This is a genomic window from Trichocoleus sp. FACHB-591, from assembly GCF_014695845.1.
Lineage (GTDB): Bacteria > Cyanobacteriota > Cyanobacteriia > FACHB-46 > FACHB-46 > Trichocoleus.
Window position 1 is genome coordinate 108,341 of the sequence record NZ_JACJPA010000087.1, and the last position, 20,965, is coordinate 129,305.

The 20,965-nt window shown below is 48.9% G+C and carries 22 protein-coding genes; 12 read left to right on the plus strand and 10 right to left on the minus strand.

Annotated features, from left to right (window positions below; genetic code table 11):
- Positions 1 to 54 precede the first annotated feature (54 nt).
- Positions 55 to 891: a 1-acyl-sn-glycerol-3-phosphate acyltransferase gene (locus H6F90_RS16080; RefSeq protein ID WP_242024500.1), complete on the plus strand. Its 837-nt coding sequence runs from the start codon at positions 55 to 57 to the stop codon at positions 889 to 891.
- On the opposite strand, the gene H6F90_RS16085 is transcribed toward H6F90_RS16080, so the two are convergent.
- Positions 874 to 2,988, minus strand: coding sequence for a S8 family serine peptidase (locus tag H6F90_RS16085; protein WP_190553396.1), 2,115 nt, complete (start codon positions 2,986 to 2,988; stop codon positions 874 to 876). The two genes, H6F90_RS16080 and H6F90_RS16085, sit on opposite strands and share 18 nt — an antisense overlap.
- A gap of 342 nt (positions 2,989 to 3,330) precedes the next feature.
- Here H6F90_RS16085 and H6F90_RS16090 point away from each other — a divergent pair, with 342 nt between their 5' ends.
- The 3 genes from H6F90_RS16090 (at position 3,331) to grxD (ending at position 4,945) form a co-directional block, all read left to right on the plus strand.
- A complete protein-coding gene (locus H6F90_RS16090) occupies positions 3,331 to 4,020 on the plus strand; it encodes a hypothetical protein (protein ID WP_242017066.1) in 690 nt (229 codons plus the stop codon).
- A 192-nt stretch (positions 4,021 to 4,212) separates the two neighbouring features.
- On the plus strand, positions 4,213 to 4,473 hold the full coding sequence (locus tag H6F90_RS16095) for a BolA family protein (RefSeq protein WP_190553397.1): 261 nt from the start codon (positions 4,213 to 4,215) through the stop codon (positions 4,471 to 4,473).
- Positions 4,474 to 4,621: 148 nt separating this feature from the next.
- Positions 4,622 to 4,945 carry a Grx4 family monothiol glutaredoxin gene (grxD, locus tag H6F90_RS16100; protein ID WP_190553398.1) on the plus strand — a complete coding sequence of 108 codons (324 nt, stop codon included), beginning with the start codon at positions 4,622 to 4,624 and terminating at the stop codon, positions 4,943 to 4,945.
- A 202-nt stretch (positions 4,946 to 5,147) separates the two neighbouring features.
- Here grxD and H6F90_RS16105 read toward each other — a convergent pair whose 3' ends face one another.
- A complete protein-coding gene (locus tag H6F90_RS16105) occupies positions 5,148 to 5,390 on the minus strand; it encodes a DUF6761 family protein (RefSeq protein WP_190553399.1) in 243 nt (80 codons plus the stop codon).
- A gap of 390 nt (positions 5,391 to 5,780) precedes the next feature.
- Between H6F90_RS16105 and H6F90_RS16110 the strand changes: the two genes are divergently transcribed.
- Positions 5,781 to 6,572, plus strand: coding sequence for a response regulator (locus tag H6F90_RS16110; RefSeq protein WP_190440877.1), 792 nt, complete (start codon positions 5,781 to 5,783; stop codon positions 6,570 to 6,572).
- A gap of 53 nt (positions 6,573 to 6,625) precedes the next feature.
- On the opposite strand, the gene H6F90_RS16115 is transcribed toward H6F90_RS16110, so the two are convergent.
- Together H6F90_RS16115 and H6F90_RS16120 are read right to left on the minus strand one after the other, a co-directional pair.
- Positions 6,626 to 7,375, minus strand: coding sequence for an ATP-binding cassette domain-containing protein (locus H6F90_RS16115; protein WP_190553400.1), 750 nt, complete (start codon positions 7,373 to 7,375; stop codon positions 6,626 to 6,628).
- Between the two features lie 38 nt (positions 7,376 to 7,413).
- Positions 7,414 to 8,034 (minus strand): hypothetical protein, encoded by a 621-nt coding sequence (locus H6F90_RS16120; protein ID WP_370588029.1) that lies wholly within the window; start codon positions 8,032 to 8,034, stop codon positions 7,414 to 7,416.
- A 260-nt stretch (positions 8,035 to 8,294) separates the two neighbouring features.
- On the opposite strand from H6F90_RS16120, the gene H6F90_RS16125 reads away from it, so the two are divergent.
- The gene (locus tag H6F90_RS16125) at positions 8,295 to 8,585 is read left to right on the plus strand and encodes an STAS domain-containing protein (RefSeq protein WP_190553401.1); all 291 of its coding nucleotides are present in this window, start codon (positions 8,295 to 8,297) and stop codon (positions 8,583 to 8,585) included.
- A gap of 46 nt (positions 8,586 to 8,631) precedes the next feature.
- Here H6F90_RS16125 and H6F90_RS16130 read toward each other — a convergent pair whose 3' ends face one another.
- From H6F90_RS16130 to H6F90_RS16140, 3 genes are all read right to left on the minus strand, one after another.
- Positions 8,632 to 8,901 (minus strand): hypothetical protein, encoded by a 270-nt coding sequence (locus H6F90_RS16130; protein WP_190440870.1) that lies wholly within the window; start codon positions 8,899 to 8,901, stop codon positions 8,632 to 8,634.
- Between the two features lie 149 nt (positions 8,902 to 9,050).
- Positions 9,051 to 9,488 (minus strand): DUF4079 domain-containing protein, encoded by a 438-nt coding sequence (locus H6F90_RS16135; RefSeq protein WP_190553402.1) that lies wholly within the window; start codon positions 9,486 to 9,488, stop codon positions 9,051 to 9,053.
- A 146-nt stretch (positions 9,489 to 9,634) separates the two neighbouring features.
- Positions 9,635 to 9,985: a DUF1830 domain-containing protein gene (locus H6F90_RS16140; protein ID WP_190553403.1), complete on the minus strand. Its 351-nt coding sequence runs from the start codon at positions 9,983 to 9,985 to the stop codon at positions 9,635 to 9,637.
- 519 nt (positions 9,986 to 10,504) lie between these two features.
- On the opposite strand from H6F90_RS16140, the gene H6F90_RS16145 reads away from it, so the two are divergent.
- The 3 genes from H6F90_RS16145 (at position 10,505) to H6F90_RS16155 (ending at position 14,314) form a co-directional block, all read left to right on the plus strand.
- Positions 10,505 to 12,079, plus strand: coding sequence for a photosystem II high light acclimation radical SAM protein (locus tag H6F90_RS16145; protein ID WP_190553404.1), 1,575 nt, complete (start codon positions 10,505 to 10,507; stop codon positions 12,077 to 12,079).
- A gap of 107 nt (positions 12,080 to 12,186) precedes the next feature.
- A complete protein-coding gene (locus H6F90_RS16150; RefSeq protein WP_190553405.1) occupies positions 12,187 to 13,668 on the plus strand; it encodes a DICT sensory domain-containing protein in 1,482 nt (493 codons plus the stop codon).
- A complete protein-coding gene (locus H6F90_RS16155; RefSeq protein WP_190553406.1) occupies positions 13,658 to 14,314 on the plus strand; it encodes a pentapeptide repeat-containing protein in 657 nt (218 codons plus the stop codon). Before H6F90_RS16150 ends, H6F90_RS16155 begins: the two co-directional genes overlap by 11 nt.
- Before the next feature lie 55 nt (positions 14,315 to 14,369).
- Here H6F90_RS16155 and H6F90_RS16160 read toward each other — a convergent pair whose 3' ends face one another.
- On the minus strand, positions 14,370 to 15,263 hold the full coding sequence (locus H6F90_RS16160) for a CPBP family intramembrane glutamic endopeptidase (protein WP_190553407.1): 894 nt from the start codon (positions 15,261 to 15,263) through the stop codon (positions 14,370 to 14,372).
- A gap of 23 nt (positions 15,264 to 15,286) precedes the next feature.
- The gene (gene clpS / locus H6F90_RS16165; RefSeq protein ID WP_190440850.1) at positions 15,287 to 15,568 is read right to left on the minus strand and encodes an ATP-dependent Clp protease adapter ClpS; all 282 of its coding nucleotides are present in this window, start codon (positions 15,566 to 15,568) and stop codon (positions 15,287 to 15,289) included.
- Between the two features lie 320 nt (positions 15,569 to 15,888).
- Between clpS and H6F90_RS16170 the strand changes: the two genes are divergently transcribed.
- Positions 15,889 to 16,293 (plus strand): hypothetical protein, encoded by a 405-nt coding sequence (locus tag H6F90_RS16170; RefSeq protein WP_190553408.1) that lies wholly within the window; start codon positions 15,889 to 15,891, stop codon positions 16,291 to 16,293.
- 233 nt (positions 16,294 to 16,526) lie between these two features.
- Here H6F90_RS16170 and H6F90_RS16175 read toward each other — a convergent pair whose 3' ends face one another.
- Positions 16,527 to 16,721, minus strand: coding sequence for a hypothetical protein (locus tag H6F90_RS16175; protein WP_190440844.1), 195 nt, complete (start codon positions 16,719 to 16,721; stop codon positions 16,527 to 16,529).
- An 896-nt stretch (positions 16,722 to 17,617) separates the two neighbouring features.
- On the opposite strand from H6F90_RS16175, the gene H6F90_RS16180 reads away from it, so the two are divergent.
- Together H6F90_RS16180 and H6F90_RS16185 are read left to right on the plus strand one after the other, a co-directional pair.
- Entirely contained in the window at positions 17,618 to 17,962 is a 345-nt protein-coding gene (locus H6F90_RS16180; RefSeq protein ID WP_190440841.1) for an STAS domain-containing protein, read from the plus strand.
- Between the two features lie 152 nt (positions 17,963 to 18,114).
- On the plus strand, positions 18,115 to 20,829 hold the full coding sequence (locus tag H6F90_RS16185; protein ID WP_190553409.1) for a TIGR03960 family B12-binding radical SAM protein: 2,715 nt from the start codon (positions 18,115 to 18,117) through the stop codon (positions 20,827 to 20,829).
- The last annotated feature ends 136 nt before the right edge of the window (positions 20,830 to 20,965 follow it).

Below are 20,965 nucleotides of genomic sequence, written 5' to 3' on the forward strand. Positions count from 1 at the left end.
TCAAGCAGGCATTATCCGGCTTGGTTCTTGCGTTTCTCGTCTCCCGCTGTCACTATGATCTCGTTCGACTCCATGATTTCGCTTAACTCTTTTGGCCGTGACTCTAGCGATACTCCTCCAGCACCAAAACAGGACATGGAGATAACCACTCACGCAAGTTCCTCTCTACCCAGGAAACCTGCAACGGGTATTTCTCGCTTTTCTCCCTGGCTCATGCCTTGGGTCTATCCGCTGGGTCGTCATGTGGTTTTGCCTGCTTACTTTGGGCGGATTGAGGTTAGCGGTCAGGAGAATTTGCCGACGGATGGGCCAGTGATTCTAGCGCCGACTCATCGTTCACGTTGGGATGCATTGCTAGTGCCTTATGCGGCGGGTCGCGACATTACGGGGCACGATTTAAGATTCATGGTGTCGGCGGATGAGGTAAAGGGACTGCAAGGGTGGTTTATCCGGCGCTTAGGTGGGTTTCCGATTGACCCAAAGCGTCCGGCGATCGCTAGCTTGCGGCATGGGGTGGAGTTGCTGGAAAATCGCGAGTCTTTGGTGATTTTCCCGGAGGGTGGCATTTTCCGCGATCGCCAGGTGCATTCTCTGAAGCCCGGATTGGCCCGCTTAGCTCTACAAGCGGAAGCAAATCAACCAGGGCTAGGAGTCAAAATCGTACCAATTAGTTTGCATTACAGCCAGGCTGTGCCCGGATGGCGTTCTCAGGTAGCAATTCGCATTGGCGAGCCGCTGAAAGCTGCCAATTATGATTTAGAACAACCTAAAGTGAGTGCTAAGCGCTTGACAGCTGACCTAGAGTCATCGCTGCAAGAGCTAACCAGCAATTTGTTGGCGGCTCATCCTTGGCCCGCGATCGCTCAGCCAGAATCAAATACCGAGAGTTAACTGCCAGTTTTTGAGTGTGCCTGTATCCATTGCCGCGCGATCGATAACCCACAGTTGCCAGCGTCCGGCGGCAGACTGATTCAGCAATTTACGCAGTAGGGGTGTATTTTGCAGAGAATAGCTGGTTTGTAACTGCGTCCGGCGACCCAGCGTGCGGCCTTGCAACAACACTGTTTGGCCTTTAGGTGCAATCACGCTAATTTCCAAATCACCCAAGAAACTGTGCTCTAGATTGACGGTGACTTGAATATCCCGTACTAGGCTGGCATCGTTGATTTGAATCGCGCTTTTGATGCCATTGAAATCGTTATCTGGGATTGCCAGGCTGCTATCGTTGCGCCCTTGGACTTGCTGAGAGCTACTTAAAGGTGCAGCCATTTGCCGCTGAGCCGCTTGAACCGCTTTAAATGCGTTAACCTTACCAAAACCGAACCATTCCGAACGGCCATTTGCTTCGTAGGTGCCTTTGCGAAACCCAAATTGCGGATCGGGGTCAGGGTCAACAATTTTGTCTGCGGTTTGTTGCAGAATTTGACGTACTTCCTGCGCCGTAAGATCAGGGTTGGCCGAGAGAACCAGAGCCGCCACGCCTGCCACGGTGGGGCAAGCGCTGGAAGTACCACCAAAATCTCCGGTAAAGTCTCCGGGGTCATAGCCTGCGGCTCCGAGTTGATCAGCTGTGAAAACGCTTTGTCCTGGTAGAAACACCCGAACTTCTGGAGGTGTGCTGACAAACCCGGTTTCTTGCAACCACATTCCGGGCGGAGCGTTATTGCTCGGTGCACAAACTGAGATATTGGTGCCCCAGTTACTATAGGCAGCTTTCTTATTCAAGCTGGTAGAGGCTGAAACCGCTATCACATCGGGATGAACGGCAAATCCAGTCAGCCAGGTCGTGGGTCCGCGTAGCACGTTGTTGGGCCAGCCTTGTTCGTTGATCGCGCCATTGACCGGACGATTGGCGTTGCCAGAAGCAAAGACAATTACACAACCTTTGCCATTGCGGCCATCTTTAGCAGCTCTAGTGAGGGCAGCGCTCTGCCGCAGGGACAACGGAAAGTAAACAGCACTTGGCCCCCAGCTGCAAGAAATTACCGCTGCACCATTGACTACAGCCCAGTCAAAGATTTGTTCGATCGTTTCATCGTCTAAAAAGCCTGTGGTGCGGATGGGCATTAAGGCGCATCCAGGAGCCACCCCCACAATGCCACTACCCGTTTCCTCTGCTACAGCTACGCCTGCACAAGCAGTGCCGTGGCTAGCTTCTGTATCGTCCGGGAGCGGTAGAAAGTCTTGGTCTCTCAAATCTCTAGGGGCTACAATCTTGCCTTGACCCTGAAAGTCAGGATGGTCTAGATCAAAGGAATCATCTACTACTGCCACCACAATCGAACGGCTCCCTCTAGTGATGTCCCAAGCCTTTTCAGCCGAAATATGGGAACCTGCGGCCAAGTCAGGGCCGCCATTGTGGTTGAGGTACCACTGTTTTGGATATAGGGGGTCGCTGGGGCGGTAGTGCGCTTGGGTTCTGACAACAATATTTGGTTCAGCCATCAATACCTCCGATCGCCGAGTTAGTTGATTGGCGATCTTGACTGGATTGGCTGCGGCTTTAGCAGTGACTTGAAACACAAACGTATTGGGGATTCCCACAACAGGCTGCACTTCTTGCAAACCTAGTTCTGTGGCGATCGCGTTCCTAGTTGCTAGATCAACCTGAGCCGCAAATTGAATTGTGAGTTTATCTGTCAGGTAAATCAGCGAACCAGGGTTATTTTTAACTCGGTACACATGGCTGGCAAAGTCCACGCCACTGCTCGATCGCACCGTTTGCATCACCTGGTCCCGCTGGCCTGGGTCAACAATAAATTCAGCTGACTGAGCAGGGGGCACGTTCCGATGTAGCTCGGCGGGAATCTGCTGCGCTAATTGCTGCACCGCCTCTGGCGACGAGGGATGAACCGTGAAGCGATCGCTCACCTTCTCTAGCAGCAACTCTTCGCCCCCGCGCTGCAAAATAATCCCTGTACTACTCTCAGGCACTCCCGAACCTGGAGTTGAGTTAGAAGCACTGGGTAGGTTTGCATCATGGGTCATGAGACTGGCTCCTTGAGCTGCACTTGCTAACCAAAATTAGGGCACAGATTCAGCCATATCTCCTTACTTCAAAGGGGTGATTTCATCTTTCCCCAAAACCGTACCTCTGCTGGGCTAGGGAACTCAAGCCCAAAAATCCTAGTCTCCTTTACTCAAACTTGGGAGTATTTTTTCCAATCCACTGGGCGCCAAATTAATGCTGACTCCAGCAATTGCGAGTCAGTAAAAGTTAGGTGCGTACTCAACAGTGGTACTTCTGCTGAGCTGTACTGAAACCTTTACAGGCGCTCATTTAGCTTGGCAGAGGCTTTGGTAGTTACTTAAACCTACTGAGGACTGCCAATGGTAAGATACCCGAAGTTTGAATCTGTCCTGTTTGTTGCAAATTCGCAAAGTTACTCCATGATCTCCTCTGGCTCTGTTCGCTTCCTTCGCTTGACAGGCTTAGTTTCTCTGCAACTTGCCGTAGCTTTCACGCTGCTACGTCCGCTGGCTGCTCAGGCTCAGGTTCCTTCTCTCCCCCCGTCGGGTGGCCAGGCTCAACCGCTTGACCCCAATGACCCCAATAATATACGTCCCTTAAGCCAATCTTCTGGCGTGCTGAGCCTACCGGGTGGCCAGCGTTTAATGGATGAAGCTAGCAATGCTGTTTCAGCTCAAAACTATTCTCTGGCGACTCAGAAACTGCAAGAAGCGCGCCAAGTTTACAACCAGCTTTCCAATTTCTATCAAGACTTAGCTTCGAGCTTCTCTGGTATTGACAACCGTGTAGCTGATAGCCAACGCCGTAAAGCTCTAGATGCAGCTCAGCTAAGGGATCAAGCTACTTACCAATTGGCTTTAGTGCATCGCGCTCAAAATCAACCCGAATTGGCAGTGCCTCTCTTAGTACAGATCATTCGCAGTCAACAGCCAACTCGCGACTTGGGCAAAAAAGCTTACCAGCAACTGTTTGAACTTGGGTTTGTGGATGCCCAGTTCCCGCGTGCTGGAGGCGAGCAACAGTCTTCTACGCCTGCGGCTCCTCGTTAACGACAGCGATTCAATTACTGAAGAATTTCTAACTCAGCAGACTGATAAACTGAGGCTTTCCTAAATCAATCTAGCTCAGCATCTACCACATGCTTGGCACCTAACTAGCCAGGATTGCTCTAACTTGCTTAAGGGTCAAGTATCCAGCTAAAGCTAGACTAGATCAGTCTGAGAACATGCAGAGGAGTATGAATGATTAGCCGAGATCAAGTTGAAACGATGATCAGAGCAGCCTTGCCCGACGCGCAGGTTCAAATCCAAGACCTGACAGGTGGTGGTGACCATTACCAGGCCACGATCATTTCATCTCAGTTTGAAGGAAAAGGCTTGGTGCAGCAGCATCAGTTAGTCTACAGCGCTCTCCGGGAGGCAATGTCTACGGAAGCCATTCACGCGTTGTCTCTGAAAACATTCACCCCTCAAACTTGGGCTACTTCGGGTCAATCTCTTTGACTAGTGGCTCAAGAACGTTTTAGCAAACTTGCTACAGCCAGCTCGCCAATGCATCTCTAATAACTCTGGTTAGGGTTGGCAGTCGTCCTAGAAAACCAACCAGTACACTAGTTATAGAGGACATCGCAAAGATTGTTTAGGAACAGCTATGACTCCAGAATTGCAAGAACAGATCAGCGCTTTGCTCAAACAGCACAAAATTGTGGTGTTTATGAAGGGCTCAAAGCTAATGCCTCAATGTGGTTTCTCTAACAACGTAGTTCAGATTCTGAACTCAATGGGCGTACCCTATGAAACCGTTGATATTTTAGAAAATCACGAAGTTCGTCAAGGCATTAAGGAATACTCTAACTGGCCCACAATTCCTCAGGTCTATATCAACGGGGAGTTTGTTGGTGGCTCGGATATTCTGATTGAACTTTACCAAAAAGGCGAACTTCAGCAGATGGTAGAAGTCGCTCTGGCTTCCTAAAACTTTCGTGATTGAATCAGCCACTCACTGAGGGTAAGCCAAAATATTATTAGGGCAGCTTTTAATCTGCCCTTTTTTGTGCAATCTTTTCAGTCAATTAAAATTAAATTCGCCCTTCTATATACCTACTTTCCCTACAGCTCGACTGAACCCACCATCTAGTTACGGACTAATGGTTTAGAACTTGGTTTAGAACAACGGCTTAGTAGTAGTCTGTCTGAGACTGTAGGCTTTCAAAGTTAGAGGAGTCGTAGAGGTAACGAGTAATTTCTTCTTCTAGACGATGAATTTGATAGGGTTCGATTGTATTTGCGTGTCGAAGCGCTGCTAAATAGCCATCCACATAAAGGCGTAAGTCATCGAAACGATACCCCCGATTCCAAAGCTCGCCTAAAGCATCGGAGAGTTTTTGATAGTAGCGGATAGTCAGAGTGTCTTGAAGCATAATCTTTAGGTTAAGTCCTTAGTTGGCGGGAATAGTATGGACGTTTATTTAGACCGATTTGGCTAGGGCGATCGCGGGGCTTTCGCTTGGGAGTTGGCCTAATTGACTCAGTACTACAAGCGCTGTTGGTAATGCTTCACCACCTTCAACGGGTAAACCCTAGTGAGTGTTAAGAATTCTATGAGTGGAAGTGAGCTGAGCAGCTAGGGATGTTGATACTCTTATTCTACCCTTAACCTGTAGATGTCCTATGGGCCAGAAGTCATAGCCTCAGGGACAGATACAATGATTTGTTGGTTCCGCACAAGGACGTGAGTAGCAGGGGTTACAAACCCATGACAAATGCTCTGTTAAGTTGGAGGACAATCACTCGAAGGAAACTGCGCCTCTGTGGGAGCTGTCTGCGTTCAAATAGTGGAAGGAAATCCGCACCTGCGATCGCTGCTCGGTTGGCATCTGCAGCAGGCAGGGTACTGGGTTTATCAATCAGCCGATATTCACCAAGCGAGAGAGGTGTTTCAAAGCCGCCAACCAACCCTCGTTGTGCTTGACTCCGACCTATCTGGTGGAGATGGATTGGAGTTCTGTCGCTGGTTACAGCAACAACAGCAGTCAATGATTTTGATGTTGTCGGCTCGTAATACAGAAGCAGATATTGTGGAAGGCCTGAAAGCGGGGGCCGACGATTATCTGACTAAGCCCTTCGGTATGCAAGAGTTTCAGGCTAGAGTTGAAGCCCTCACTCGACGTACCAGAGCAGTGGTAGCGCCACTCCAGTTAGAGTATGGGGATCTCACCATTGATTTGGTGCAGCGCCGAGCTCGTTTTCAAGATGAATTCATTGACCTGACACCACAAGAGTTCAGTTTGCTGTATATCCTAGCTCAGGCGGGAGGTGCTCCATTGAGCCGCTCGGAACTGCTGCGTCGGGCTTGGCCTGATGAAATTGACAACCCTAGAACAGTGGATACACATGTTCTATCTTTGCGGAAAAAAATTGAAACCGATCCCCGCCAACCCAGTTTGATTCAAACCGTTCGAAATGTGGGCTATCGATTCAATCTGGAAGTTCTGACGCCTAACTCTGCGGCATTAGCAGAGCGCTCTCATGCGAGACAGGGAGCTATCCCTGCTGACCCAACTGCTTTCCGCATGGCTACTAGCGATGGTCGCCATTTCTAAGCGGGAATTTTGGAGTGGTCAATTCGTGGTTTTGACAGAGCGTTAGGTCGAGGCTACATCCATTCTTGAGCAGTTTCAGTTTCTACCTGAATCAAGGTATTGCGTAAGTCAATCCAGTCTATGGCTGGGCAATGTGAGTCTTTCAGAAGTTGACCTTGCTGTAAATAGAGGACTCTGGTACAAAACTCCTGAGCTAGATCAAGTTGATGGTTCACCATTAAGAGAGTGGTTTGCCCACTTTCTGCTAAATCGGTTAGAACTTTAAGCACATGTGCGGCTCGCCCTGCATCTAGAGCTGAGGTGGGTTCGTCTAGAAGCAAAATCTTGGGCTGAAGCATTAGCGCTCGTGCGATCGCGACCAATTGCCGCTGACCCACTGAGAGTTGCAACTCAGTACGGTCTAGCCACTCGGAGGGAATGTGTAATTGTTCTAGCCAGTACTGCAAACGCTGGGCAACTGTGGTGCGCGGGAGTTCTTGTAGCGTCAGAGGATAGGTCAGAGCCGCTTCCACGGTCATTCCCAAAAGTTTTGACTCTTGGGGCACTAAAACAATTTGCCGTCGCAACTGAATGACGGGAATTTGCCGAATTTCTTGATTGTCTAAGTAAATGGCTCCCTGAGTGGGCTCACTCAGCCGATTTAGTAGACGCAGTAGAGAGGTTTTTCCCGCTCCAGATGGTCCCACCAAGACAATGCGATCGCCCTGAAACACTTCAAAAGAAATGTTTTGCAGTAGATAGTGGGCTCCAACCGAAGCGGCTAAATTAACCTGCTGCAAGCGCATTTGTGAAGTTTGTTCCATTGGCAGAGGTACTATTTTTGCGTCCACAGATCGTCAATTCAGTTTAAGGGAGATGGGTATCCCTGGGTCCAAACTGTCCAAATGGTCCAACTATCGACTGCTAGTAGCATCAGCGTTAACCCTAACAAGATCAAGTACATCCAGGGTTGAGCGAGGGGCCGCACATCGCTTGTATCAATGCCTGTTTTTTGTTGCACCTGCTGCACTAACTTGGCAAACCCAGAGACGCGCATTGACAGCAAGTAAGCTCTGCCAGAGTGAGTCAAAAAGTAGTAAACCAAGCCTCCCTGTCCAGTTGAGCGTGGCTTCAAAGCTTGAACTTCATGCCAAGGTAGCACCCAACCTGGGCGTAGCCATCTAGGGACCCAGCGAGGATATGTCACTTGAATCCCGTCTTGGTCTAATACCACTCGTTCACTCAAAGCGGCATAAAGGGCGATCGCGCCAATCGTAATGCCAATCCAGAGCCAACTGGCAGGCACTGGAGCACTAGTCACTTGAGTCAAAAAAGGTAAGGGTAGGGTTAAAGCAACGTAGAGCCCCAGGAGAGTCAGGCGGATCAAGGGTGAAATGCCGAAGCTATGTAGCTCTAAAGACTGGATGGGGGTTGCAGAAGGCTCTGACACCACAGACAAATCAGGAAGGGGCTCTAAAGACACAGTTCAATCTCGCGATCGCTCTTAAGTAATTAGTCTCTCTCAACTGTAGGCTAACTCTTTTCGTTACGCCGCTCCTAGCTGAATTTTGCTGACCCCCAAAGCAGCAAAGCCTAGACTGTACCCGGATGTAATTCGAGTTGTTATAGAGTGGCCGCAATCATACTGAGGCGGATTCTAGTAGCGTAGAATACAAATTCGATTTTTACGGATGTGCTTCGGCTGCCTCACCGAGTTAGATCAGAACTATGAGGTGATGCCCTATGTCTAACTCTGCAAGCGTTCCTGTTATTGTCCGTGCACCAAAACGAATTGACTGCTGTACTGCTGCCTTTTTAGCTCAAGACCTGGAAACAAAAATTCAAGCAGGTGAAGGTATTGTGCTTGATTTGAGTGCAACTCAGTTTCTTGATCCGGAAGGGACAAAGGTGATCCTAGAAGGTTTGACGAAGTCTCGACAGCAGGGGACTAAGTTTGCTCTAAAAGGTGTGAAGCCACAAGTTAAAGTGATTTTAGAACTTTCTGGAATTTTGCAGCACTTCAAACAGAAGTAGTGGTTCCTGAGCGATCGCCAACTTGCTGCTATTTGCTGCCAACCTATCAAGCAGCGATCGCATCCCAGTTCTGGATCACGCAAAAGCCTACTTTCTCTTGACTGAGCAAGCGCTGAATTCGATGCATGGGCATCGCAGCGATCGCGTAGTCCTGTTTAGTGGCTTGGCGAACTTCGGTTACTCGTTCGCGATAGCGAATGACATCTGCTTGGCTTAAAAATACTAGAGCGTAGCGTCCTTGTTGAGATGCTTCTAGTAGAGGCATGCCATTTGGATCAATTACCACAAACCCACGAGAAACAGGACGGTAAGACATAGCTCGGAACTAAAAGCAGAGTACTAATTGATATTCAGCATATTTACTGAAAATTCCGTAAATGGCATTCCCCCAAGTGGGGGATTTCTACGGAAGCTATGGTTGTTGAGCCCTACTACTCAAGACTGTCGTTTTCTTCTGACCTCTATCTAAGGTAGATATTTTTGTACTACGTCCCAGCCTGTGACTGAGACCCAAATAAACCCTAGGAACAAAATTAGGTTCGTGCCTATATGCAGCGATCGCGCCCAACCACGTTCAGGGTTGATTTGGGTCGCACTCCAGAAAGAAATCGCGACTAAAGCCACCACTATTAAGCCAGCCGGCAAATGGGTTGAATGCCCCAAAGAGCCGTAATGCCCCACGGTGCCTACCAAGCCGATCGCTAGCAAGAACAGCACTAGGAACGCGAGGATGCCGCCAATCACGTAATGCAGCGATCGCAGCCAGTTTGGATAAGGTTGACCGTTAGAGCGAACTTGGAACATCCAAACGCCAGTCATGGCCAAAAGCACATAGGCCAAGAGCGAGAAGCCCATGGACCAAGCAGCGGCTCTCCACAGCCAGAGGAACGAGGGTAGATTCAAAACTATTTACAGGATGACTTTCGTCTTCCTATTATCATCATTTCAGGGAAACTAACCTATGTATTAAGTTGGACTCCTGCGAGCGGAACCCCTAAGTCTTTAATTCAGCTTGTTTATCTGCAACTATCCATCAGGATGAATTTGCGTCAAGCGGTGGCGGCTAGAGGTTCTACGACGCCGAGCCCTTCATTTTTCTCTTCTTTACGTTGCTCACCCGCTGTGTCCAAGCCTGGGTACACTTCAGCTTCAATCCACAGCTCGGAACAGGGGATATTGTCCGATAAAATAGCACTAGCCATCATGCCTGTATGAATCTCTAATTGAGCCTCTGGTGGGGCTTCAAACAGCAAGCGCTGGCCGGGAAACACAACCCGCTCAAAGTACCAATTCGCTACATTGGTAATTCGTGCGATCTGAATCTGACTCGTTGCATTGACATAGCAGCAAAAAATAGGATCAGGCTGATCAGAAGGAACTGGATCAAGGAGTTGAGCCATAATTTTGAGGAGCTTAAAGCCGTAGGTAGATTTATATTCGGAACACTATCACCCCCGATCCCCGGTAGCTGTAAACATGACTACCATCCAGTTTGTCCCTTGTAGATCTTCATCAATATCTCTACCAATAGGTAGAGTGGAACCAACCTAAAGAGTTGCTGGTCAAGGCTTTTGGGGGATTGTTGAACTGACAAGCTTTACAAAACTACAGGCCTACTTTATTGAAACTTCTTCAAGCTCCAGGTGCATTACTTTTTTGGGTGAGAGCGAAAAATCACCATGCTAACTAGGAAGGCCAATGGTATCGTAAAGTTATATAAAACAATTTTCAGAATTCCTATAAGCATGCAGATGTTGCTGAGTTTGTCTCCAGGGATTTGAACTTGAGAACTCCTAGTGACATTCAGGCTGTATCATGCTCCTCAGCTGGGTTCTGGTTTGCTTGATTACTCGTCTTAATCTGAAATTTCTTTTTTGTGCTTGATTGTGAGACTCAAAAATTCTTAACACCACACTGTGATGCACCATCGAGTTCTCTACGTTCGCCTTCCTTGTAATCCGATTTTTCCCCTTGGCGTTGTCTATTTAGCTGATCACCTGCACAAGCTGTTTCCTAGCTTAGAACAACGAATTTTTGACTTGGGAACGGTGCCACCCCTAGATTTCGCTTCAGCTTTAGATGCTTGTGTGGATCAGTTTCGACCCACGTTACTGGTTTTTTCGTGGCGAGACATTCAGATTTATGCTCCTGTCGGGGGGCGTGGCGGCAATCCTCTGCAATATGCCTTTGAGTTTTTCTACGCTCGTAATCCCTTTGTGAAGCTACGGGGAGCTTTGGGAGGATTTCGAGTTACCAGCGCCTACTATACAGAGCTTTGGCGAAATTTAGGCTTGATTAAGCGTGGCTTGAGACGGGCGCAAAAATATCATCCTGAAGCTCGCCTAGTCGTGGGTGGCGGAGCAGTTAGCGTGTTCTACGAGCAGTTAGGCAAGAAGTTGCCCGCCGGGACGATTGTATCTGTGGGGGAAGGTGAAACGCTGCTAGAGAAGCTGCTCCGAGGCCAAGAGTTTCGAGATGAGCGTTGTTATGTGGCGGGAGAAGCTAAACCGCGCGATCGCCTGATTCATGAATGGCCCACCCCAATTCAGAAAACAGCTTGCGACTACGACTACATCAGCGGCATCTGGCCTGAATTTGAATACTACTTCCAAGAAAGTGACTTCTATGTGGGGGTACAAACCAAGCGGGGCTGTCCTCATAACTGCTGTTACTGCGTCTATACAGTGGTAGAAGGAAAGCAAGTCCGGGTGAATCCAGCCGATGAAGTTGTGGCTGAAATGCGGCAACTCTACGATCGCGGCATTCGCAACTTTTGGTTTACTGACGCTCAGTTTATTCCTGCCCGCAAATATATTGATGACGCGATCGAGCTGCTGCAAAAAATTGTCGATTCGGGCATGCAAGACGTTCACTGGGCTGCCTACATTCGGGCCGATAACCTAAATCCGCAGCTTTGCGATCTGATGGTCAAAACTGGCATGAACTACTTTGAGATCGGTATCACCAGCGGTTCTCAGGAGTTAGTTCGTAAAATGCGGATGGGCTACAACTTGCGGACAGTGCTGCAAAACTGCCGTGACCTCAAGGCGGCGGGCTTTAACGACGTGGTCTCTGTGAACTACTCGTTTAACGTAATTGACGAACGACCCGAAACAATTCGGCAAACGATCGCCTATCACCGCGAGTTGGAAAGTATCTTCGGCGCAGATAAGGTAGAGCCTGCCATCTTCTTTATTGGCTTGCAGCCCCATACTCATTTAGAAGAGTACGCTCTAGACAAAGGCATTTTGCAGGCGGGTTACGACCCCATGAGCTTGATGCCTTGGACCGCGAAGAAGCTGCTCTGGAATCCAGAACCCATGGGGTCGTTCTTTGGTGAGGTTTGTTTACAAGCCTGGAAGCAAAACCCCAATGACTTTGGTCGAGAGGTAATGCGCATTCTCGAAAGTAAGCTAGGCCGAGCTGACCTAGAGGAAGCATTGACGGCTCCGATCGCCCCGACGGAAAAACAACTGGCGACTTCTGCCTCATGACACTTCTACTTCATTGCGGTGGAGCGCTAAAGAAGTAGTTTTACTTATGGCTGAGGCGCATTTACCACCGTACGCTTGAACTACGCATTCCTAGTGATATTTCAATCATGTTAGAAGGTTCTATTCTGCAAAAGCTAGAGGCGGCTCATCAAACAGGTGAGACAGGAAAGCGCCCTCTTAGCTTTGGGGTTTATTACAAAAACACTTTAGTTGCTTTGTGTCACGCCTTGGAGGACTGCATTCTTAGCTGTAGTAGCCCTCCCTTGGTAATTACTGCCTTTCAGCGGGGCAAATGGTATTTGCAAGAAGCAGATCGCTATGGCGACCTAGCGGAACGATCGCGGCAAGTCGTAATTATGGCTGCGCCTGACTCAGGCTTTACGGAACACCCCACTAGTCAGCGCGAGAATGTAGCGATAGTTGGTCTAGAGCCAGCAGACCCAGTGGCTCAAGAGTGGCACCTGATCATTCTGTCACCCACCTATACAGCAATGGTGTTGTGCCAAGAGTTATCTGCGGCTGACTACGGCCCTGGGGGTTTGCCGACAGAAGACCGCGAGCGAAAGTTCTATGGCTTCTGGACGTTTGAACCGAACTTGGTGCAAGAAACTGTGGAGTTGGCGATCGCTCATCTCGCTCCTTACGATCCAGAGCTGCAAAAAACCCTCCAAGCTCAAATGGCCGCGATCGCCAATGAAGCAATGCAGGCTGAATCAGACGATCTTTGTGGGGTGGTCTCACGGGTGGTTGATTACCTCAAAGCCAGTCAGCAAGATTTAGGCCAACTCCCCTTCACCGAAGAGCTTCACCCCGACGTTCTAGACCACAATCTAATCTCGAATGAGCTACAGGCATTTCTGCGAATTGCCCAACTCAGCGACCTAACCGATATTAAAAATCCGATGGCAGCAGCTGAGGTAGCGGCCTTGGCTGAGATGATGGGTCAACTGCTCGATTTACCCGCGTGGCAACTGCACCGTCTTCGCTTAGCTGGCATGTTGCACCGCATTGCTCCCATGCAGGAAGCAGAGAGCTTATCTGGAGGACATGCCCTCCAAGCTCAAGAGGAAGCGCCCAGTTGTCCGCTGAGTTGTCCCCTAGTGCCGGGTGCCCAGGTTCTCAGAACTCTACCTCGTCTCAGTGCGATCGCCACGATTATTAATCACCAAACCGAGTGGTGGAATGGCTCCGGTCATCCTGCTGGCTTGGCGGGTGATGAAATTCCTCTAGAATCGCGGATTTTAGGCTTGGTAGAAGCTTTTCAACGGCGAGTAGCTGATTTGCGACTGGCTTATGTTCAGGGTGACTCTCAGGGCGATCGCGCATTCAATTTAGAAGCAGCCCTATCGCAGGTTTCAGCTGAATGCCAAACTTATCAAGGCACTCGTTGGGACCCCAAGCTGGTAGAGGTTCTCGCCTTGATGGTGTGTGGGTTACAGCAAGGTCTCAGTTTACCGCTTACCCCGCATCGCGTCACTTCTGGGATGTGGTTACTGGATGCTCGATTAGAAGAAGCAGCCTATTCCTTCTCCAGTGACACGGAAAATTCTGACAAGACGGCAGCTGTAGGAGGCACTCATGGACATTGAGGCAATTCGCTCTGGGCAGTTGAAGCAGTTGGCGGGAGTCAATCTCGAAGATGAAGACCTCTCTAACCTGGATCTAAGCGGGATTAACTTAGCGGGTGCGTCCTTAGTGGGGGTCAACTTTAACCGCACTAAGCTAGCAAGAGCGCGTTTAGACGGTGCCAACTTAATTGGGGCGCAATTGGTAGGGGCAGATTTGCGAACTAATCTGCTAGGGGCAAATCTGATGCAGGCCGATCTCACAGGCGCGGACTTGCGAGGCAGCAATCTGCGGGGCGCTAACCTAATGCGAGCTAAGCTGACTCAAACCATTTTCACAGGTGCTTTTCTCAGCGGAGCCAACTTAGTGGGAGTGAATTTGCAAGGAGTGGATTTGCGGAGTGCCGATTTGAGAGGCGCTAACCTAAGTGGAGCCAATCTGCAAGGTGCTAACCTGAGTCAAGCCGATTTACAAGGCGCTTTACTGAGTGAAGCGAACTTAGAAGAAGCCGACTTACAAGGCGCTAATTTGGCAGGAGCTAACTTAAGTGGGGCTAATTTGCTCTGTGCAGAACTCAAAGATGCCAACTTGAATGGTGTGAATTTGGCGAGCACTTGCTTATTAGGAACTGCATTGGATGCCCTGGCACCTGCGGCTCAGAATCGATAATTGCTTGAGGCTATCGGAACTAGAACTGGGACTAGAGTGGGTTTAAGTCTAGAGGTTAGGGTTTGGCGATCGCTTGCCGTCTTCTAGCTGCTAGATTCATGCCTAGAGCAATCAAGCTCAAGCACAAAATTCCTATTGCTCCAGCTAGAGGATTGCTATCAATCCCTGTAATCCACTCTGGGATGCGGTTAGAGTAGCGAATTAACCCACCAACATTAATGATGTAGTAGCCCCAAACCAGTCCTGCATGTAAGCCAATAGGTAGCCCTAGCTGACCTTGGCAACGGGGTCGGCCTCGATCGGATGTTTCATCTAAACTTGCTTTGGCGTGAGTTGCTCGCTTAGCCCAACCCAAAGCTAAACCGAGCAACACTAAAGCGGGAAAATTGATCCAAGTGCGGCGAATTTCAGCGATCGGTTTGATGAAGTGGGCCAAAGCAAATACGGTACTAGCAATCCCAAGCGCTGTAGTGGGCCGATAGTCCCGCTCCAACTCATGCAACAACCAACCGCGAAAAAATAATTCTTCTGCGAACCCAATCCCTAGAGAAACCAGCAGCCCTTCCAAAGTGATTTGAGGCAGAAATACAGAGGGCGATCGCCAATTTAGCCACCCTAGCGCTCCTTCAACTAAAAACATCCCTAACAAGCTGCATACGCCTATCCCCAAACCCCCCAGCAGCTCTAGCCCGTTTTGTCGCGAAAGCTTTAGGCCATAACTTTGCAGAATGGTTGTGTCTTGGTAAACCCGTCGCCCCCAGAACCGCGCTAGCAAAATAAACTCGACGTACAGCAATGTCAAAGTCAGAATGCTAGTGAGGTTCTGATCATCCACTACCCAATAGATCGGCCCTGCTACGGGTAGCCAAACCAGCAGCAGGGATACTACAAAAACTGCCAGACGAATTGGGACAGGATAATGAGCTAGGCGAGCCAGATGGAGCTTCAAGTTAGGAACGTCTTTTGTGGCTTTTACTCGTCTGGCTCAATTGTGCTACTAAGGCCGTGCGTTTTGAGAGTTTCGCTATAGAACTCAGCATGCTCTTGGGCACAGGTAATGACTAGAGCCATGCCATTGCTGTGGGCTTCCATCATGATGCTGACAGCCTGTGGCTGAGTCAGGCTAGGAACTGTATGTATCAAAGTCTGCACCACATACTCCATAGAGTTGTAGTCATCGTTGTGCAGTAAAACCCGGTAGCGTGGTGCAAGCTTACGGGCCGTTGAACGTTGTTCAATGGTCTCGACAGACATTGCTCTCCTCTCTTCTAATAAACGGACTATAAAGACTGATTGGCTTTAGCGGCTCTAATGGTTGACCTGCCACCTAAACTACTTTGTGTAGGCTAGGCATGGAGTTGGTTAGCAAAGTTCTCTTGGAGCTTGGAGTATCACAACTTATGAGTCTGTTGCTAACTGAAACAATCAGGCAGTCTATTGCTAGGTCTACTTAATAATACTTAAATTCCCTAATCTCGTGACCCCTGTCAGGGAAATTACTCTTCTACAAGATGGGATTCTAACTTCTAAAATAGGAGAACGCAGAACTTGTAGTTCTTCTGTTGTCTGTGTTGATGGACCGCCCTAACGATTTTCAGCCACATCAAATTCTTTATCTGCAACACGATCGCGATCGCCTTTATGTTGAGCTAATTCAGCAAATAGCATCGCGTCAAATGTATTGGTCTCGGCCTCTAGCCCTTGTCACGGATGTTGCTTGTTATCCTACCGTTGGTCACTACCAACCTATCTGGGAGACGAGCGAGTCAGCCATTTATGATTTACGTCAAGCGCCCGACCTGCTTTGGCCTGCGTTATTGTTTCAGCCTGCTTTAGATACTGAGGTCATGCCACTACTAAGCACCCTCTACGCTTCAGAGACTGAGGCTCACCCAGAAACTGCTCAAATAGCTCATCAACGGCTCAGGCATTTCATGCACCAAATTTGGGCAGCGGCTCCAGAAGCCTTTCGAGCCTAAAAATTCTACATCAGATTTTATAGAGATTTTACGGTTCACCAGTACACAGTCCTTGGTCTGGTGTTCTAGCGCTATTCAGATGCACCCCGAATTCACAGCGCATTTAGGTCCAAAGCCTTACTACAATTATTTTGCTTTTTCGACAAATCGCTTCTCCAGCGAATTAAGGCCGCGATCGCAAAACTAACAAATAAAAAATTTACTTGACTTTAGCTACTAGTAATTGAGAAACGCTAGGGACTAGCAACTAACTGAATTCGGCCTGCATCCATCTCAGCCATCAGTAGTTCGAGGGCTTCATAGTCTACATCGGAAATGTAACCCCGGCGAGTTAGCTCGTAGTTGATTTCGTTCTCAATATCAGGCGTCAACTTTTTGAAATACAAAGCTTTTTCTACTAAATGTCGAATAACAGCAGTCGCTTGCATGGCAGGATTACTAGAACTTCATACTTAGAATTCTCTACCGAGCTTGTAAGTAAAAAGGTGATCGCAAACCGTATTTTTAGGTGATCCTCGTCACGATTTTGCTCTAAATCTTCCGTGTTTTAAGGGAAGTCTTGTCTAGGCTGAATTTGAGCAAAACACAATGTCTTTAAATAGTTTTAATAAGGTTAACGAAAGATTAAAACTAGCAGATTTACATTTAAGTATTTTAGCAGTGCTACTACGGCTTTTAATCTATGACTGTACTCTAGGCAACAACTTTATTCCAGAAAAAGATTTAGCTTAAAGAACAGTAAAATCATGCCATTGGATGATTGACAACGATAAAAACTAAAGATTTTTTCTAGAAGATGCGTAGGTTTATTTTTTGGAGGTAAGCCTTAGTTCAGGATAGCTAATTATGGCGGCCATCAAAGAATGGAATCATACTGCGGACGCTGAAAGGCTAGCTATTCCAAGGTTTAGCTTTGAGTGTGGTTTTCCTAGACGCGCTGAATTTTTCCACAAGTTTCCATTTTAAGCATGCCCTCATCGGATTTTCTGCTACTTAACTTCCCTACTCGGGCAGGGCAAAATTTTTTTGTATATCTAATTGAGTAAATTCTAAATGCTTGTAAGGAGGTCTACTCTGAAAAAAGCGTTAGCTAGAGGAGCAATATTTTAGGATGCATCTCAGATCGGCCCAGAAAACCGGAAATTAGTAGTCTGTCATACCATTCCGTAATAACACTTACCCAAAACTTTAAACATGTGGGGCGATCGCATGAAGATTCCGCAAATTAGCCTTAGGGCAGTAGGCGAACGGAAAGGCGACCGACTATGGTCTAAACATCGTATTAAAGTTCTTTTTGATTTTTAGTGCTTACGGGATTGCGGTTATGAAAACTGTTCTGCTTCAGCCTCAAGTTACAGTGGTGCAGCCTCAAGGCCATATCAATGCTTCAAATTCCGTTGAGTTGCAGCAGCAACTAACGACCGCTGTCTCCTCTCGACAACCTCAAGTCGTGTTGATTGACATGAGCAAGGTAGAGTCTTTAGATAGCACAGGGCTGATGACCTTAGTGTCTGCTCTCAGCTCAGCTCAACGCTTCAACCACCGCTTTAGCCTTTGCTGTATGTCTGCTCCTATTCGGATTATTTTTGAGTTGACTCAGCTCGACCGCGTGTTTGAAATCTTTGAGGATCGAGCCTCCTTTGAAGCAGCGATCGCCGTTACTGCTTAGCTCCTATGGCTGCTAGCTCTGCCCACAGCCACTAAATTCTTAGGTTCCACAACTGCTCGAACGGTTGCTCAAGACATTTCAGTATAGTAGTAGGGCGAACTACTAACTGAAAGACAGTCGCAGTTGCTGGAACCAAAAGAGAGCTTTTTGCCGTGGCAGTTGCAATCGAAGAATTACTGACTCCTGAAATTTTGCGACCAGCCCGCTACCTGGGCAATGAGCTGGGAGCTTTTCATAAAGGTTGGGACAGTGCCTCGGTACGCTGGGTGCTGACCTATCCAGAAATCTATGAGGTGGGTGCGTCTAACTTAGGCCACATCATCCTCTACAACATTCTCAACACCCAACCTCGGCAGCTATGCGATCGCGCTTATTTGCCTGCGCCGGATTTGGCGAGTAAGCTACGCAGCACCCAAACGTCGTTGTTTGCGGTGGAGTCGCGGCGATCGCTGACTGATTTTGATATCTTGGGCTTCAGCCTCAGCTACGAGCTAGGGGCTACCAATATTTTAGAAATGCTTGATTTGGCAAGTATCCCGCTGACCTGGCGAGAACGAGCCACAACAGAACCTTGGAACGTCCAACAAGGTAGTTACCCGCTGATTTTTGCGGGTGGGCAAACGGCTACCTCTAACCCAGAGCCTTACGCAGAATTTTTCGACTTTATTGCTTTGGGCGATGGTGAAGAACTGTTGCCTGAAATTGGCCTAGTTCTAGAAGAAGGCAAAGCGGCAGGGCTAAACCGAGAACAACTACTTCTAGATCTGGCTCAGGTTCCGGGAGTCTACGTACCCCAGTTCTACGATATGGCGGCGGATGGTTCGGTGCATCCCAATCGTCCCGGTGTGCCTGAGCGCGTTTTACGGCGGGTTGCTGTACCTCTGCCTGCTTATTCGATTGGCTTGGTGCCTTACGTCCAAACGGTTCACGATCGCCTCACCATTGAGGTACGCCGTGGTTGCACCCGCGGCTGCCGCTTTTGTCAGCCGGGAATGCTGACTCGCCCAGCTAGAGACGTAGAACCCGAACAGGTGGTAGACGCGATCGAGCAAGGGATGCGAGCTACAGGCTATAACGAGTTTTCCTTGTTGTCTTTGAGTTGTTCCGATTATTTAGCGCTGCCTGCTGTAGGCGTGGAGATTAAGAATCGGCTCAAAGATGAAAATATTTCCCTTTCTTTACCGAGCCAGCGCGTCGATCGCTTTGACGAAAATATTGCCAACATGATTGGTGGCACCCGCCAAATGGGGCTGACCTTTGCCCCGGAAGCAGGAACACAACGCCTCCGCGACATTATTAATAAAGGTTTAACCAACGAAGAACTACTGCGAGGCGTGAAAACTGCCCACGACCAAGGTTGGGATAAGGTCAAGCTTTATTTCATGATTGGCTTGCCAGGTGAAACCGATGCTGATGTGATTGGTATTGCCGAAACCGTGCGTTGGTTGCAGCAAGAATGCCGCAGCAAAGGCCGCAAATCCCTCAGCTTTAATCTAACTATTTCTAACTTCACTCCTAAGCCCCACACGCCTTTCCAATGGCACTCGGTTTCAACTACGGAATTCGAGCGTAAACAAGCCTTACTCCGGGAAGAATTCCGGCGCATTCGGGGGTTAAAGGTCAACTTCACCGATGTCCGAATTTCGGCGATGGAGGATTTTGTGGGTCGGGGCGATCGCCGTCTAGGGGCTGTCGTGCGGCGGGCTTGGGAACTAGGCGCAGGGATGGATTCCTGGTGGGAAAGCCTAGAGCGTGCGTTTGGGGCTTGGACTCAGGCGATCGCTGAGGCAGGCTTGTCTTGGAAATACCGCCAAGTGGAGCAAGGCGAATGGAGCCTCATGGCAACAAATGAGTCAGTTGCTCATGAACTCGCTTCTGGTGCCCCCAGTGCAGACGATCCGATGGTTAGCAATGACTATACAGACACACGCTTAGATGCTCCATTGCCTTGGGACCACCTCGATACTGGCATTGACAAAAAGTGGCTCAAAGAAGACTTGCTACGGGCTTTAGCAACTGCGATCGTGCCCGACTGCTCGTTTGAAGGCTGCTCTCACTGTGGGGTTTGTGGCCCAGACTTTGGTCATAACGTGGCGATCGCACCGCCGCCCATCCCTGATTTTCAAGGTCACTTCACACCGAATCAAGAGCGATCGCAGCGGATTCGAGTGTGGTTTGGCAAACAAGGTGATATGGCTTTGGTGAGTCATTTGGATTTGGTGCGGCTCTGGGATCGGATCATCCGCCGGGCTGCACTACCGATTGCCTTTACGGGTGGCTTTCACCCCATGCCTCGCATTTCCATCGCCAATGCACTGCCTTTGGGTGCCACAAGTGCTGGGGAAATCGTTGACTTTGAATTGACTCAGCCCGTTGATGTGGAGGTCTTTCAACAAAAGCTGGCTGCTTGTCTACCTACTGATATTCCCATCTACCGCGCGGAAGTTGTGGATCTGAAAACGCCCTCGGCCACGCAGTTGCTAGAGCGAGCGGAGTACTGGATTACAGTCACGGTTGGTGGGGATGAAGAGCCAGCGAGCCTTAGTTACCCCACTCCTGAGCAGTGGCAAGCTTGGATTGACGCAGTTAAAGCTCAAAATACGATTGCTTGGGAGCAAACAACCAAATCTGGCAAAGTGCAAACCATCAACTTGCGCGATCGCTTGTTTGAGCTAGCGTTGATGCCTGCTCATCCAGAGTTAGGCGAGGCTGCAACCGTCCTACGCTTTGTGGGTAGCTGCCGTAACGATGGCACTTTGCTGAAACCAGAGCAGGTGCTTTATATGTTGGAACAGGTATCTCAAAAAGAGCTACGCCTCTTACATACCCACCGCAATCAACTCGGTTTGGCCGCGTCAGCCCAGTAATTAGGTCTCTTTAAGGGCAGGTCTGGTGCCTGCCCACTCAATGGTCAAGAGCAACCACTTTTTGAAATATTGCGATTTCTAATCAAACTGATAGTATTCGGTTTATTTCTCAACCTTCTGAACGTAACTTTATAAA